This window comes from Peteryoungia aggregata LMG 23059 (genome assembly GCF_030814435.1).
In the GTDB taxonomy this organism is placed as follows: Bacteria; Pseudomonadota; Alphaproteobacteria; order Rhizobiales; family Rhizobiaceae; genus Allorhizobium; species Allorhizobium aggregatum.
This window is the reverse complement of the sequence record NZ_JAUSUW010000010.1, coordinates 72,465-87,013: the sequence shown is the minus strand read 5'-3', so window position 1 is coordinate 87,013 and position 14,549 is coordinate 72,465. Positions and strand designations below refer to the sequence as shown.

Sequence of the window (14,549 nt, the reverse complement as noted above, 5' to 3'; positions counted from 1 at the left end):
GATGGCAAACACCGATCCATCTTCGGTCATCACCGCACTCGCGGGCGAGATCGACGGCGCGGTTGAATGGCTGAAGCGGTCGGCGCTGCCGATCTGGGTCGATGTCGGCCACGATGCCGAAACCGGTGGCTTCTTCGAGCGCATCAATCTCGATGGCACGGCGAACCGAAACGACAATCGCCGGGCAAGGGTACAGCCCCGCCAGGTCTATTGTTATGCGGTTGGCGGCGACAAAGATGCGCCGGCTTCCTGGCATGCGGCGGCAACCACCGCATTTGCCTGGTTCGAGCAAGTCTATCGCCGACCGGATGGTTTCTATGGCAGCCTCGCCTCTCCGACGGGCACTATGCTGGATGACAGCTTCGACCTGTACAATCAGGCTTTCGCGCTGTTCGCCATGGCGCAGATCGCGCAGACCTTCCCCCCGCGTGCTCGCGAGATGGAAGACAAGGCTCGGGCACTTCTCGCCGGACTGAGGGCTACCTATGCCCATCCGCTCGGCGGCTTCGAGGAAGGCGATCCGGTCAAGCTGCCGCTGTGCTCCAATCCGCACATGCACTTGTTCGAGGCCAGCCTCGCATGGGAAGCTGTGGCCGGCGATCCGGCGCCGTGGACGGCGCTCGCCGACGAGATCGCGCGCGTTGCGCTAACCCGCTTCATCGATGCCAACACTGGTGCGCTTCGAGAGTTCTTCGACCATGACTGGCGTCCCTATCCCGGCGACAAGGGCAGGATCGTTGAGCCTGGCCATCAGTTCGAATGGGCGTGGCTGCTGGCCCGCTGGTCGGCGTCACGCGGTGACGCGGCGGCGATGAATGCGGCCACACGCCTGTTTGATATTGGCGCTCGGCACGGTCTTTGCCCCTCGCGCGAGGTGGCGATCATGGGTCTTTTCGATGATTTCACGATTTCCGATCCGGTGGCGCGGCTCTGGCCTCAGACGGAATGGCTGAAGGCGGCGATTCTGCTGGCCAAGGTCGGCGATCCAGCTGACCGTGAGCACTATCTCGACCAGGCCCTGCAGGCCACGCGTGCGCTGAAGAAATTCCTGGCAACGAAAGTTACTGGCCTGTGGTTCGACAAGATGCGGCCCGACGGCAACTTCATCGAGGAACCCGCGCCGGCCAGCAGTTTCTACCACATCGTCTGCGCCATTCTTGAGGCCGACACGGTGCTCAAGCGGATCCAGACACGCTAGCAGGCAAGCTCGTGAGCGCGAGCGTATCCGGCATCTCGAAAGTATTCGGCGTGCCGATCATCGAACAAGGCAAGGATGCAAGACCAGGGGGCAGCATCATGGCTACGCATTTTCCGTTTCTCCGGGGCCGCCCCCAAGGGCTCTCACGGCAGCCATTCTCACAGTCCGGCGTCAGATAAGGAATATCGGTAATGGTATTTTCGTCCGTCATATTCATCTTTGTTTATCTGCCGGTCTTTCTGGCACTCTATTATCTCTGCCCGCAGCGGTATCGGTCCTACTTCATCTTCGTCGGTTCTTATGTCTTCTATGCCTGGTGGCGTATCGACTTTGCCTTGCTCATGCTGGCGACGACGGCATTCAACTACTATGTCGCCATGATGATCCATCGAACACTGGATCAGAAGTGGTGCAAGCCGATTCTGATCGGTGCAATAATTGGCAATCTGGCGCTGCTGTTATACTTCAAGTATTTCAATTTCTTTGCAGACAGCGCCGCGCAATTGTTCAACCGGGGTGAGGCCTACAGCTGGTCTCTGCCGCATGTCATTCTTCCTATCGGTATTTCCTTCTATATCTTCCATAACCTCAGCTATATCATCGACGTCTATCGCCGTGATCTGGAGCCCTCGCGGACCTTTGTCGATTACGCAGCCTTCATCGCATTCTTCCCGCACCAGATCGCAGGACCCGTGCTGCGGTTTCATGACCTGGCGGAGCAGTTCTATCATCGCGAACACAACTGGTCGAAGTTCAACTATGGTGCCACCCGGTTCATGACCGGGCTGGCGAAGAAAGTTCTGATCGCCGACTCGATCGCTCCGATCGCCGACGCGGCCTTCGCCATCCCAAATCCCACGATGGCGGAGAGTTGGCTCGGCGCAATTGCCTACACGCTGCAGCTCTATTTTGACTTCTCCGGCTATTCGTCGATGGCAATCGGGCTTGGTATGATGGTCGGGTTCTACTTCGTGGAAAACTTCGACGCGCCCTATCGATCAAACAGCATCACCGAATTCTGGCGACGTTGGCACATCTCGCTGTCGAACTGGTTGCGCGACTATCTCTACATACCCCTCGGCGGCAGCCGGAAGGGTGTCGCTCGTACCTACTTCAATCTCGCGGCGACCATGGTTCTCGGCGGTCTCTGGCATGGTGCAAATACCACCTTCCTGGTTTGGGGCGCCTGGCACGGCATCTGGCTTGCCATCGAGCGCTATTTCAACGTCTCCCCGAAGGCGCCTTTCCGAGTGTCGCGATGGCTGTTTACCATGCTGCTCGTGATCATTGGCTGGGTGTTCTTCCGGGCTGCGAACATGACCGAGGCGCTCGACGTGCTCTCGGGCATGGCAGGTCTGCAAGGATTCGCGCTCCGCAGCGATTACGCTTGGCAATTCACCAATTTCTCGTTCGTCGTGATGATCTTGGGTGCGGTAATTGCGGTCGGCGAGCCTGCTCTGCGCCGCTACTTCGCACTGCCAATGACGGTGGATCTGGTCAAAGCCAAGGAGATCGATCGCCCGCGGATCACTCGCGCGATGAGCGTCGCCGCGGTTGTTCTCGGAGTGCTGGCGATCGTCAAGCTGGTCGCCGACAGCGACACGCCCTTTCTCTACTTCCAGTTTTAAGGAGAGCAGAACATGGAAGAGTCCAAGTCTGTCACCGCCAATTCCGCCCTGATAGAGCCCCGTCCGTCTCAGGAAGTGACGCCCGGCTTGCGTGTGCTCAACTATCTGCCCGCCATCTGCATGGTTGGACTGTTTATCAGCGGTATCGGTGTTGTCGGGCACTTCTTCGCCAGCAAGGAAGCGACGGAACACTGGCAGCAGCCACGCACGGTGGACTACATCATCAAGGGCCACGAGGCGCTCAAGATCGAGGAGATCTTCAAGGAAGTCTTTCCGATCCGGGATTTCTCCACCGGACTTCTCAACGCCATTAGCCTGGTGGTCTTCGATGAGACACGCAAGGGTCTCGTGAAGGGCGATGATGGCTGGTTCTTCTCGGACGAGGAGTTCAGCTGGAATCGCAAGTCAACGACCATGGTGGAAAAACATCTCGGTTTCGTGAAGGAAGCGGTTGCCGACCTGAAAACGGCCGGTATAGAGCCGATCATCCTGCTGCTCCCCGAAAAGGCTGATATCTATCGTGACAAGCTCGGATCCATCCAGCATCCAGTGGGCCGAGGGACTTTCTATGATGAGATCCGTGCCCGCTTGACCGCGCTTGGTGTGCAAGTGCCGGATCTTCGTGCTGCCTTTCTTGAGGCACGCAAGGGAACCGACGTCTTCCTCAAGACCGATACGCATTGGACCGTAGCGGGGGCGGGCGTCGTGGCGGGGGAGACTTCAGCGCTTCTGGCCGCAGATGCGGGGCTGCCGCGGGAGTCCTACACGTTGTCAGCAGAACCGGAGGTGCCGCACAGCGGCGATCTCTTGAAGTTTGCCAAACTCTCTGTTTTCTCAGGCCTGGTATCGCTGCCGCAGGAGACGATATCACCTCTGTCTGCGAAGAAGGCCGAAGCCGATCTTGATGAACTGCTCGCAGACGTCACGGCTGGCCCGCAGCTCGCCTTGGTCGGCTCGAGTTACAGTGCCAATGGCACCTGGAGCTTCGAGGCGCAGCTGAAGGCAGCCAGCGGCGTCGACGTGATCAACTTTGCTGAAGAGGGTAAGGGTCCGTTCAAGCCGATGGAGACCTTCCTGGCCGAAAAACTCCCGGGTACGCAGGGATTGAAATACGTCGTCTGGGAAATGCCGCTGCGCTACTTTGATGAAGTGAAATATTGAGGGCCCCAGCAGGGCATGCACATCGGTCCGTTCACCTCAACAATGAGCGGATGGTGCTCTATTCCTCTCGGAACAGGCGATTGGAACGATCCAGGATCGGCTTCGAGACGTAGGAGAGCATGCTGCAGTCGCCGGTCGTGATAAACACGTCCACCGGCATCCCCGGCAACAGCGCCAGGCCCTGCGGCAGTAACCCGTCCTTTTCTTTCGGAATCGAGATTGCTGCGCGGTCGAAGGAGGCCCCGTTGCCGGGTCCGTTTCGAGATCCGCCGACAGCCTGAGGATGGATCCATCGATTTGGGGCGTGGTGTTTCGGTTGAATGCCGCGAGCTGGAGGGGGCTGTCTGGCCCACCCGTCCCTGGTCGATGTCCTTCGGCAGATTCGTGCCTCAACTTGAAGCACGCCACTGCTCGGTACAATTTCCATGAGAGTCTCGGCAGGGGATAACTCCGCCGATCGTATGCACCGACAGCAGATGCACGATCTCGGTATCAGACGCCCGAACATCGGTCCGCTTCAATCGTTCGCGCGCTGAGGCTTCGTCCACCACCAGGGTTGCAAGCTCGTTTGCGACGTCTCGCAGTTCCGTGGATGCCGCCGCGAAGGTCTGCTGGTCTACTTGCATGATCTGACGCTTTAACTCGGATGTTTTAGCCTTCGGGGCCGAGATCGAGGAGAGGGGGTTGCCCACGTTCCCCTCGCAGGCGTACCGCACTCCTGTCGAGGCGTCCGAAGCGAGGCGTGCTGCCGTCACGTTCTGCCGGGGTGCTAGAGCGTTTCCAGCCGAAGCGTGATCGCTTCGGCGTGGGACAATGCGATAAAAAGCAAAAGCATAGAGCATTGACGGTGATCCCGTGATCGCCGGAAACGCTCTAGAGGATGAAGTCGCTGTTGACCAAGGTGATCACCCCGTCGATATGGAACGAAAAATCGGCGGAACCATCGCCATCGGTGTCGCCATACACATATGTTTCGGATGAACTGTTCACGAAACGAAGTTCGCCCGCACGACCTGAGAAGCCCTGGGTTCCGATGAACGAGAAAGTCTGGTTGCCGTCAGTCTTGCTGTTCGCATCGAGTGCGGACAAGTTCAGGAGATCGTCCTCATCCTGGGAGAATTCGTAAATGTCGTCACGACCGCTCGTGGTCAAGGTCGATGAATCGAGCGAAGTGAATATGAAGGTGTCGGTGCCGGTTCCGCCATAGAGATTGTCCGCACCCGCATCGGCATAGAGGAAGTCGTCGCCAGCTCCGCCATAAAGTGTATCGTCGCCGTCGCCGCCCACTAGCTTGTCGTTGCCGTCCTGACCATACAGCCTGTCAGCTTCGGCATAGCCGTAGAGACTATCGTTGCCTGAACCTCCGTCGAGTCGGTCAATTCCATTGCCGCCATCGAGAAAATCGTCGTCATCTCCACCCTTCAAGGAGTCGGCTCCGTCTCCGCCGTAAAGCTTGTCCTTTCCCGAATCGCCCGAGAGTGTGTCGTTTCCGGCCTCACCCTTCAGTGTATCGTCCCCGTTTCCGCCGGAAGCGGTGTCGTTTCCATCACCGCCATAGACGGCATCAGTTCCGTCGCCGCCGCTGAGATAATCGTTACCTGCGCTTCCGCTTAGCTTGTCGTCGCCGGCCTGTCCGTAGAGGGCGTCATTTCCATCTTCACCGGAGATTTGGTCGTTGCCGTCGCCGCCTCGAAGATCATCCGCACCGCCGCCGCCATAGATCTTGTCGTCGCCGGCTTCACCTTTCAGGGCATCGTCACCCGCTTCTCCTTTCAAGATGTCGTCGCCGTCTCCACCTTTGATGACATCGTTCCCATCACCACCATAGACGGTGTCCTGGCCGTCATCACCCGTGATCGTGTCCGCGCCGGCACCACCGACGACCTTGTCATTCCCAGCGCCTGCCCAAATCGTGTCGTCACCATCCTCCCCGCGCAGCGTGTCCGCTCCAGTTCCTCCAACGATCCTGTCATCCCCGGCACCCGCCCAGATCTTGTCGGCCCCACCATATCCGTAAATGACATCGTCACGGGTGCCACCCTTCAGAATATCGGCGCCGGAAGTGCCCGTCGTATCGACCGAATAGGAGTTATCATGGGCATTGCCGGTGATGTCGTCGAGCAGCCCGTCCAGTCCTGCGTCGGAACCATGGCCGAAATCGAGCCCATAGAAGGAGACCTGGCCGGCGCCGGTGCTATTGGTCTCGTTGCTACCGAGATAAGCCCCGGCCTTGAAGTAGAACTGGTCATTTGCCCATTCGGACCCAACCTCAAGGGTTGCCGTGTAGGTCTTGCCGTCTGCATAGACGTCTACGGTGACCTTGTCGCCTTTTACTTTGATCAGATATGAGAAAGGCTCGCCAAGGGAAACGTTCGGCGTTGTGCCATCGTCGTCCGTCAGCTGGTACGTGGTGGATGCATTGCTGTCGTTGCCGATATCGCTTTTGAAATAGACCTTGCCGTCATCCCAGTATAGACGCACCAACTCTTCATCCGAGCCGTGAATTTGGCCGATCACGATCCGGCCTGCAGAGCCATCAGACATGAGTGGAGCTTCGTCTATCTTCAGTGTCGCGGTCATCGTGCCGCCTTCGCTTAACGACCAGGCCGCGAGCGAACCATCCGCCTCCATTTCCCGAAGCTCGGATCGAGCAGCGGTGGTGCCTTTGCTGACGGCGCCCACGGTAGGTGCGTGAAACACCATCGCGCCATCTTCGCCGGTGTAGAAATATGACGTATGCTCAAAACCTTCAAGTTCTAGAATTTCGTAAGCAACACCGTCCGTAGTCCCATTTTGGTCAATCGGAAGGCAAAGTTTCCAAAGCGCTAAATCAAAATTCTCTGAATTAACTGTCATGGCTCGTGCTCTCCGCCAGAATACATCGCTTCCTGGGCGACAACTGAATTTCAGGAAGCCCTGAGGAGGATGCTAGGTGCTACATATTTCCGGGTCATTGACTAAAACGATACATTTTTAACCAAATACAACTGGAAAATGTAATATTCCCACCACCTGATGCTTTCGGTTCCACACCGACGCGACGATACGCAGGAGGGTTTTGCCACCTTCCGGGCTCGCTCCATCGAAATGCTCAGCATCGCGGGCCTTTCCGGTTGTCCGCAGACAACGATGCCGTGGCCGTTACCGAGTGGAGAGGTTTCAGGTCTTTCACTCCTAGCGGCACTCGATCCCTAATTCTGGCTTACCTGCTCTCGTTTTCGCAGCCCGCTTCGGTGTGACGGCGCATGTAGTGAAGCAGCGGATGCGTCTTGGCGCGGTCAGCCCGACGCTGATGCAGGTCTAAATCGCGGTAGCGATCTAACGCTCGATCAGCTGATGGCCTTTGCCGTCACCGACGATCACGCGCGGCAGGAACAGGTCTATGTTTGGCTTGGTAATGACCCTGAGCCGTGGACGATACGCCGCGACGTCACACGCACGCATGTGCAGGCGAGCGACCGCAAGGCCATGTTCGTCGGCGCGGAGGCCTATACCGAAGCGGGCGGCTCTATCATCGGAGACCTATTTGCTGAGGATCGCGCCGGCGAGCGAAGACGCGTGGACGCATATCGGATGGTCGCGGCGCCGGTTGCATAGCGGCTGATCCAAGATGAGCATGGGACAACGTGGCAGAGGGGAGCGCGTTGTGCCTTCAGTCGAGCCAGTCAATAAGGTCGCACCATTCGGAACGTTTTTTTGCCGAGGGACGTCGATCCCTGTTTCCGTCCAAAAGCGTGTCGAGAATTCCCCAGATTGCTCTGGGACCAAACCTTGGACCGCCGGTAATTAGAGTTTTCCGTCTCTGTTCAACCATTCACGGCTTCTGGAACCCATCGGCAACATCCCACCAGCAGAAGCCGAGGAGAAGTATTATGCCTATGCCATGCTGGACGAACCAGCCATGGCTGCATAACTTAAACCAAACGGCCTCCGGAAAACCCGCTGCGGTTCAGGGGCTTTCTTCCGTCGTTCAATGAAATGTCTGATCACACGAACGAGTTCATCCAAGGTGGGTCTCCGATCGCGTTGCACTGACCGGGCTATGATACCTATTCAACGGGAAACATTGACAGCGTCCTCCATCTCCTGCTCGTCGAGTCGATAGCCCCACATCGGCCGCGCGATTGCGAAGATCGTCCCGAGATGACTGGCGTAGTTTCCGACGGTCTGTGGTTTCGCCGTCAGTGATTGCAGAAATTCAACTGTGTCTTTCGATATGCTCGATGAGCAGGGCATGTTGGCCAAGTCGTAGTTCTTGATCGCCGTCAGGACCTGCGCTTTTTTGCGACCAGTATCCTTGATAGTCTCCTTGGTGTAGCGGTCGATGTCGTTGGCCAATGTCGTCAGAGCCTCATTTTTAATTTTGCAACTGCCCCAGGCTTTGAGAGTTCCCGTTCGCGTTTTGAAATCCAGGCGGCCGCCGCAGGAGGTCTGTCAAAGGCCTCGGTCTCGTGATAAATCACGCCATCCTGCATGACCCGCACTCGCGCCCGGTAGACGACGCTGGCATCCTTCCGCTTGCACGCGGTGATCGCACCCATAACCGTACCTCCGTTGGCACAGTAGAAACGCTGGTTGGTACATTGTACCAAGTCTAGGACCCAAATCGGCGGAAATAGCGCCGGAAGAGCGTGAACAAGACGATGGAGAAAGCGCCTTAAGTGTCTGTAAAACAAAAAAATGCCAATTATTTCCAGGCTCCCGTCTTCGCCGTCGCACCTATGATCGACTGGACGCATTAGACAAGAAAAAGCCCGGAGAACCGGGCTTCTTGGTTGCTCAAAGTTTCAATGTCACCCCGGCTTGTCACCCCCGCCGCCCAATCCGGTGGAGCTTCTCGAACTCCTTGACCGCTTCATCGCGCCGCTGATCAAGGTAATTCGCAAGATCCGTCAGGTGTATTCCCTTCGCAGATTTCTGGCTTTGCTCGATCCGAACGAGCGGGATCGCGATTTCCCCCGCGTCGACTTTCCGAATGAACTTCTGCGGCGTCAGGTGCTTGAAGTAGTCGAGGCAGACATCTTCAATCGGGATGATTGCCTTGCCGTCATACTGGGCCATGAGGAGGAACGCGGTGTTCATGCGTTCCCCATCGTCGGGTAGGTGTAGGCCTCGTAGGCAGCGAGGTTCTCGACCTTGGCCTTGGCTGCCTCGAGGGAGAGGCTCGGACCCAGGCGGGTTATCTGGGTCATGGAGTAGTAGGCGTTGCCATAGAAGGCGACGACGCCGAGCTGGACCCCGTTCTGCATCAGGTAGGTTGTCTGCTTGTTGCAGCCCTCGTCGCCGCATTCGCAGGGCTTGAACTCTGTCCAGGCGGCGATGTTCATGGCTCCGGCTCCAGCGCGAGGTTTGACAGGCGTGTCTCCTGATGCCGATTGTTGAACCCGCCCCTCTTGTCGAGCGGGCCTTGGGCAACCGGGTAGACCGGTTCCTGGGTGTGGATCATGGGGATGCCCCCGCCAAGGGCGATGTATTGCAGAAGCATACGCCTGCCAGCGTAGCGCCCTGAGTGGATGCGGTAGATGCGGCCGATCTCGCGACCGCACTCCGCCTCGAAACGCTGCTGGATGAGCCTCATGAGCAGCTTGCGATCATCCCGCGCCTGGCGCTCAAGCTCCACCAGCTCGTCGGTGGGAAGGTTATCAAAGCGCGTTGTCATTTCGCCTCCCGCAGGTTCTTCATCACGTCGTCGGGGACCAAGGCCGGGATATACCAGCGGCGTATCCAGCCCTCCTGGGCCTTCACATACTCCCCGATGATCCAGTTCGGCTCCTTGCAGGCCGGGTCATGGATGCCGTCGTGCCGGCGCCAGCGCTTGCCCTCGGCGACCCCGTCCGGATAGGAGGCGCTGTATTCCGGCAGGGCGAAGAACTCCTCCCGGGTGAGCAGAAGCCCCTCCATGGGAGGGGCCTTTGCTTTGCAGGCGCGATGCTCGGCGCAGAGATACTTCACCAGCTTGGCGTGTTCGTTGTCGCCGTAGTCGGTGTGGCCGCAGTCCCGGCAGGAATAGACCGGGATCGAACAGGCGGCGTCCGGATGGCAGCCGCAGTTCGCCCCATCGGAGATGGTCATGACGTGGCCGAGGGGGCAGTAATTCATGCGAACCTCCCTTCGCCATCCATCTTGCGAGCCGGGCGAGCCATGACCTTTTCCTGCAGCCGATGGATGCCATGGCGGAACTCGGATATGTCGTCCCCATGTTGGATGGGGAGAGCGACGAAAGCGTTCCACGCGCCGACTAGGTGCGAGAGCACGAGCTTCTCTTCGGGGGACAGCTCTCTCATCTCTTGAACCCAAAGTAGATGCTGACCCCAAGCCAGACGGCGAGGCAGACGGCGACAACGGCCCACCGGGCAATGATCGGCGTGTTGTCTTTTTGCGGCGGCGGCGGGGTGGGTCTCGCCTCGGTCTTCTCGAGTCCACGACGCATGTCTCGGATCAGGTCGTCGATCATCATGGGCGTGAGGCCGGTGTATCTGCGCACGTCGTCGACCGTCATGGAGACGAGGCCGTCGGCCGAGACTCGAGCCAGCCTGTCCAGATCCACGGCGAAGCGGATCGAGCCCATAACGGGGTGGAGGTAGCCAAAGCGCAGGCCACGGCTCACCTCCTTCTGCAGTGCTTCAATCTCGTGCTTCCTCGATCGGTACCGGAGGAGGAAGGGTTCCAGTTCGTGAATGATGCCGCCGGCATTGACGCGGGTGGTGGGTTCCTGGCGCGGGTTCGTCATTCCCCTGCCTCCCTCGGTTGGGGTGCGGGTGAGCCAGCAAACAGAGGACGTACGCGATCCGGATCCCACTTCGCTTGCGCAAAGCCCTTCTCATCGGTCCATGCGAGCATCTTGCCCATCTCATCAAATAGGCCATAGCCCGCCACATTCGGTTGGGGTGCGGGGGTGGCCTCTGGCGGGGAAAGAAGGCAAGCCGCAAGCTCTTTGACAAGAGGCAGGGCATTCATCATGAACCGCCTGTTGTCGGTCGCGCCCCCGTGGTGGGGCCTCACGTCGGCTGAATACGACAGGTCCGTTTCGACAAAGACCACCATCCCGTTGAGCGAGACAGATATCTCCCACTCACGGCCCTCGGCGACCGTCAGTGTGCCGATGTGCTGCGTCATGCAAAGGGTGTTCGGGCTAACCTCGGTCCACTGGCCGGAGATCGACGGACCCGGCTTGTCAGGTTGTGCTTTTGGCAAGTTCATCGCGTCCTCCTCGCCAGATCGTAGGCTTCCATGGCTATGTCGCGAGCAGTCCCAGCGAGGAGGGCGGGGGCTTCCGCCTTGCGCCCATCATCGAGGATCTCATCAAGCAGTGAAGGGTTTGCGCAGAGGCCGGACAGCGCGCTGCAGAGGAGGGCGTCGAAGAGGCTCATGTTGTCGGCCGCGATCGGCAGGCCGTCGCCGTCGGGTCGGTAGATGACGAAGTAGTCGCCCTGGTCATCAAACGCGGTGTGGCCAAAGCGCCAGTTGTGGCCGTCGAACGGGAAGGTGACCCCCTGCTGCGGGGTCATGAGCGGAGCGCCAACTTTGTAGTGCTCGTCCGAGTTCTTGTAGATTTTACGAGTGATCGTCCCCATTGGACTTGGTCTCCTTTTTGCGCTGCTGAAACGGGCGGCTAGGCCACTTCGTTTTCTTGCGCGGGTTCACCGGTTCGCTTTCGCCTGGCTCGGTTTTCGCCAGCATTCTGCGCCTTGCCTCTTCCTGCGCCTTGGTCAGGCGCCTGACCTTTGCGATGGCGTGGATGTCGGACCCGGCTGTCGTGATCCTCTTCTCTCCGCCTCTGCCGAATGTCTTCGTCTTGTGGTCGGTGATGAGGAGGAGCTCGATATGCCTCGGGTCGTTCGCGGGTGGGATTGTGTCTTGCTTGACCGGATCCCACTCGCGGAGTGCTAAGGGTGGCGAGTGATCCCAGTGGATCTGCTCGATGGTCAGCCCGAGCTTGCGCAGTGCAACCTCGAGCTTGACCGAAAGGGGGATAGCCTTCCGCCTGTCAGGCTTGTCCGCCATTCAGCGCCTCGAGGATTTTGTCACCAGCCTCGTCGGTGATGCAGAGGCACATAACCCCTTCGTCATCGCCGCCTCGGATACGCTCTGCATCGACCCAGTCCTCTGCGATATAGATCTGGGTCGCATTGTCATCATCTTCGAATTTCATGATGATCTTTTTGTAGCTGGTCTTCATTTTGAATTGTCCCTAGTCCCTTTGAAAAGTGATTTCCCCAAAACTCTTCGATGTCTTCTGGTCGGCGCACCTCACTTGCTATCGCCACGGTGGCATCTCCCGTCTAGCGATCAAATATCCCCATTAGAATATGCCATTGCGACTCTGGCGTTTAATTCTGAGCCAATATCTGCAGGTATGGTGAACTTCCGGAGCGAAGTCTTTACCAAGTATCCATTCAAGCAAACCCTCATCTAAGTCGCTGTAAAGCTTTCCCTTATGTTCCTTGGTGAAGGTCAGGGTCTTGAGCAGCGGCATCTCCTTCGTCAGCGCAATGAGATCCTGCGGTGAACGCTCAAGTAGCAATCGGGTCAGGATGTAGGAGGTGACGTAGGTGTCGGGGCCGGCGCGGTGCGGAGGCATGGCGCGGTGCGGCTCGGCGATCTCCTCGTCCACGCCGAGCCAGTAGCGGAGGAACTGATTGCCGTAGGCGGGAGCGTCGGGGAAGACGTGCTGAGCGCACCGCATGGTGCAGATCCAGGGGAAGTTGCCGCCACCGAAGAAGGCCTGCTCGAACGGGGCGTTGTGCGCGACGAAGACGTCCCCGGTCTCCATACCCTTCATGAGGGCCTGGCATGCCTGCATGTAGTTCACACCAGTGGCAACGTCGGCGTCGCTGATGTGGTGGACTGCCCGACCCTGCGGAGGGATCGGGAAGCCCGGGTTGACGAAGGCGGCATGGGTGTCGCCAATTACGAGCTGGTCGGTGACGTCGGTGTATCCGTATTCGACGACTCCGACCCGCTCACCACTTTCCTTTGCTTCGACGCGGTCGGTGGTTTCGAGGTCAATGACCCTGAGTTTCATCCTGATAAGTCCCTGATGAGCAGCAGGCCGATTACGACCATGACTGCGAATGCGATTTTCATTCCGATGTCTGCGACGCGGTAGATCTTTTTCACGGTGGGGCTCCTGCCTTGAAGATGAGCATTGCCCCTATGGTGTAGACGATGATCGCTGCCACCATCAAGGGCACTCCCCGCCTCGGCGTCTCCTCCCAGGTGCTCTTGGCGAAGAGGCACATGCCCAAGATCTGCAGAATGATTGCGAGCATCACCATCATGTGCGTAGCTCCGGCTGGGTCTGGGCCGCTTGCGAGATCCCGTGGGACATGGCGGTGGCGAGGAACTCCTCCTTGCGCTTTTCCAGTGCATTGGTGGCGTGTTCGACCAGCCAGCGCAGGACGGCGGGCTTGGAAACGAACTCGTGCCAAGCGGCCTCAACGGACTCGCGGATGTGCCAGTCTGGGTGCTCGATCGTGATGCCCATCCGGTATTGTCCGCCTTCGCTCTCGAACTTCTTGAGGATCTCGACGCGCTGCTCGGCTTTTTGCAGGTCATTGAGGAGTTCCTGCATCTCCTGAACTATCGAAGTCATTGGGTATCCTTGGCTGCATGATTGCGGCGGGTGGGTGGAGCGCCCCGGTGAGGGCGCCCCGGGTTAATCACTTGATGGGCAGGAAGGGGAGCGTCGCGTTGGGGACCATGGTGGCCGGCAACTGGCCGTTCCAACGCTGGACGGTGGTCAGCTCGATAAGTCCGGCGTTTTCGCGCAGGGCCTTACCTTTCGCCGCCATGGCATCGGCTTCCGCCTGGCCGGCGAGCCCAACGGCCTTGGCCTGCGCCTGGGCGTTGACCAAGGTTGCATAGGATTCCGCATCTGCCTTGGCTTTCGCGCTGTCGGCATCTGCCTTGGCTTTGGTCACGGTGATTTCGGCTTGCACCTTTTCACGCGCGGCGTTCTGCTGGAGCCTCTGCACCTCCACCTCGGCCTGCATACGCTGCTCGATCGACGTCTCATAGGTCGCCGAGAAATCGATGTTCTCGACCTGGACCGACTTGATGTTGACCGGTCCCTTGATGGCCTTGGTGATCGCTGCCGAAACCTCGGCGGAGAGGCGGGCGCGTTCTTGCACGGCAGCGATGGCATTGAACTGGCCGAAGACGATCTCGGCAGGCTCGCTGATGTTACGGTCGATGAGGCGGGCCTCCATGTTCTCGACTGACTTGTAAGTCGAATAGAGGTCGGTGACGCCCCCGGCCGGGACCACGTATGTGACCGATATGGTCAGTTCCGCTGTCTGCTGGTCTCGCGAGTAGACGGGAACCTTCTCGTAGCGGCGGGTAACATCCTGCAGCGAGATGCGGCGGACGGCCCCGAAGAACGGGTTCTGGAAGCCGCGGCCGGGCTCGGCCACGCCGACGACTGCACCGTTGTAGAGCAGGACGCCGCGCTCGCCTTCGTCAATCGTGTAGGTGCCGAACCACCAGAGGACGACGAGGGCGACACCGGTCACGGTCAAGAACGGGCCTGCGAGGATAGAAAGAATGCGCATGTTAGGTTC

The 14,549-nt window shown here is 58.8% G+C and carries 20 protein-coding genes and 1 pseudogene; 4 read left to right on the top strand and 17 right to left on the bottom strand.

The genetic code is table 11. The features are described 5' to 3' along the window. Position 1 precedes the first annotated feature (1 nt). The 3 genes from J2045_RS16970 (at position 2) to J2045_RS16960 (ending at position 3,987) form a co-directional block, all read left to right on the top strand. Positions 2-1,198 (top strand): AGE family epimerase/isomerase, encoded by a 1,197-nt coding sequence (locus J2045_RS16970; protein ID WP_307374886.1) that lies wholly within the window; start codon positions 2-4, stop codon positions 1,196-1,198. 191 nt (positions 1,199-1,389) lie between these two features. After that, a complete protein-coding gene (locus J2045_RS16965; RefSeq protein WP_307374884.1) occupies positions 1,390-2,826 on the top strand; it encodes an MBOAT family O-acyltransferase in 1,437 nt (478 codons plus the stop codon). 12 nt (positions 2,827-2,838) lie between these two features. Continuing rightward, positions 2,839-3,987 carry an alginate O-acetyltransferase AlgX-related protein gene (locus J2045_RS16960; protein WP_307374882.1) on the top strand — a complete coding sequence of 383 codons (1,149 nt, stop codon included), beginning with the start codon at positions 2,839-2,841 and terminating at the stop codon, positions 3,985-3,987. 389 nt (positions 3,988-4,376) lie between these two features. Here the strand turns inward: J2045_RS16960 and J2045_RS16955 are convergent, their stop codons facing one another. Both J2045_RS16955 and J2045_RS16950 read right to left on the bottom strand, forming a co-directional pair. Further along, positions 4,377-4,679: a hypothetical protein gene (locus J2045_RS16955; RefSeq protein WP_307374880.1), complete on the bottom strand. Its 303-nt coding sequence runs from the start codon at positions 4,677-4,679 to the stop codon at positions 4,377-4,379. Positions 4,680-4,860: 181 nt separating this feature from the next. Further along, the gene (locus J2045_RS16950) at positions 4,861-6,843 is read right to left on the bottom strand and encodes a polysaccharide lyase family 7 protein (protein WP_307374878.1); all 1,983 of its coding nucleotides are present in this window, start codon (positions 6,841-6,843) and stop codon (positions 4,861-4,863) included. Positions 6,844-7,186: 343 nt separating this feature from the next. Between J2045_RS16950 and J2045_RS16945 the strand changes: the two are divergent. Then, positions 7,187-7,533, top strand: a pseudogene (locus tag J2045_RS16945) (chromosome partitioning protein ParB); the annotation flags it as partial. 507 nt (positions 7,534-8,040) lie between these two features. On the opposite strand, the gene J2045_RS16940 reads toward J2045_RS16945, so the two are convergent. The 15 genes from J2045_RS16940 to J2045_RS16870 all read right to left on the bottom strand — a co-directional run bounded on the left by J2045_RS16940 (position 8,041) and on the right by J2045_RS16870 (position 14,540). Beyond that, entirely contained in the window at positions 8,041-8,325 is a 285-nt protein-coding gene (locus J2045_RS16940; RefSeq protein ID WP_307374876.1) for a hypothetical protein, read from the bottom strand. A gap of 5 nt (positions 8,326-8,330) precedes the next feature. Further along, a complete protein-coding gene (locus tag J2045_RS16935) occupies positions 8,331-8,528 on the bottom strand; it encodes a hypothetical protein (RefSeq protein ID WP_307374874.1) in 198 nt (65 codons plus the stop codon). A 265-nt stretch (positions 8,529-8,793) separates the two neighbouring features. Then, positions 8,794-9,069 (bottom strand): pyocin activator PrtN family protein, encoded by a 276-nt coding sequence (locus tag J2045_RS16930; protein ID WP_307374872.1) that lies wholly within the window; start codon positions 9,067-9,069, stop codon positions 8,794-8,796. After that, positions 9,066-9,314 (bottom strand): hypothetical protein, encoded by a 249-nt coding sequence (locus J2045_RS16925; protein ID WP_307374870.1) that lies wholly within the window; start codon positions 9,312-9,314, stop codon positions 9,066-9,068. The genes J2045_RS16930 and J2045_RS16925 overlap by 4 nt, the downstream gene beginning before the upstream one ends. Continuing rightward, positions 9,311-9,646, bottom strand: coding sequence for a hypothetical protein (locus tag J2045_RS16920; RefSeq protein WP_307374868.1), 336 nt, complete (start codon positions 9,644-9,646; stop codon positions 9,311-9,313). The genes J2045_RS16925 and J2045_RS16920 overlap by 4 nt, the downstream gene beginning before the upstream one ends. Beyond that, positions 9,643-10,086, bottom strand: coding sequence for a hypothetical protein (locus tag J2045_RS16915; RefSeq protein WP_307374866.1), 444 nt, complete (start codon positions 10,084-10,086; stop codon positions 9,643-9,645). The genes J2045_RS16920 and J2045_RS16915 overlap by 4 nt, the downstream gene beginning before the upstream one ends. A gap of 181 nt (positions 10,087-10,267) precedes the next feature. Next, positions 10,268-10,717: a hypothetical protein gene (locus J2045_RS16910; RefSeq protein WP_307374864.1), complete on the bottom strand. Its 450-nt coding sequence runs from the start codon at positions 10,715-10,717 to the stop codon at positions 10,268-10,270. Beyond that, positions 10,714-11,187 (bottom strand): hypothetical protein, encoded by a 474-nt coding sequence (locus J2045_RS16905; protein WP_307374862.1) that lies wholly within the window; start codon positions 11,185-11,187, stop codon positions 10,714-10,716. Before J2045_RS16905 ends, J2045_RS16910 begins: the two co-directional genes overlap by 4 nt. Next, complete coding sequence (locus J2045_RS16900) at positions 11,184-11,561, bottom strand: hypothetical protein (protein ID WP_307374860.1); 378 nt, start codon at positions 11,559-11,561, stop codon at positions 11,184-11,186. Before J2045_RS16900 ends, J2045_RS16905 begins: the two co-directional genes overlap by 4 nt. Then, entirely contained in the window at positions 11,542-11,991 is a 450-nt protein-coding gene (locus tag J2045_RS16895) for a hypothetical protein (RefSeq protein WP_307374858.1), read from the bottom strand. The genes J2045_RS16900 and J2045_RS16895 overlap by 20 nt, the downstream gene beginning before the upstream one ends. Further along, the gene (locus J2045_RS16890; RefSeq protein ID WP_307374855.1) at positions 11,975-12,166 is read right to left on the bottom strand and encodes a hypothetical protein; all 192 of its coding nucleotides are present in this window, start codon (positions 12,164-12,166) and stop codon (positions 11,975-11,977) included. The genes J2045_RS16895 and J2045_RS16890 overlap by 17 nt, the downstream gene beginning before the upstream one ends. A gap of 123 nt (positions 12,167-12,289) precedes the next feature. Continuing rightward, positions 12,290-13,012: an exonuclease domain-containing protein gene (locus J2045_RS16885; RefSeq protein WP_307374853.1), complete on the bottom strand. Its 723-nt coding sequence runs from the start codon at positions 13,010-13,012 to the stop codon at positions 12,290-12,292. 91 nt (positions 13,013-13,103) lie between these two features. Beyond that, on the bottom strand, positions 13,104-13,268 hold the full coding sequence (locus tag J2045_RS16880; RefSeq protein ID WP_307374852.1) for a hypothetical protein: 165 nt from the start codon (positions 13,266-13,268) through the stop codon (positions 13,104-13,106). Beyond that, complete coding sequence (locus J2045_RS16875; protein WP_307374850.1) at positions 13,265-13,582, bottom strand: hypothetical protein; 318 nt, start codon at positions 13,580-13,582, stop codon at positions 13,265-13,267. The genes J2045_RS16880 and J2045_RS16875 overlap by 4 nt, the downstream gene beginning before the upstream one ends. 67 nt (positions 13,583-13,649) lie before the next feature. Further along, on the bottom strand, positions 13,650-14,540 hold the full coding sequence (locus J2045_RS16870; RefSeq protein ID WP_307374848.1) for a prohibitin family protein: 891 nt from the start codon (positions 14,538-14,540) through the stop codon (positions 13,650-13,652). Positions 14,541-14,549: the final 9 nt, after the last annotated feature.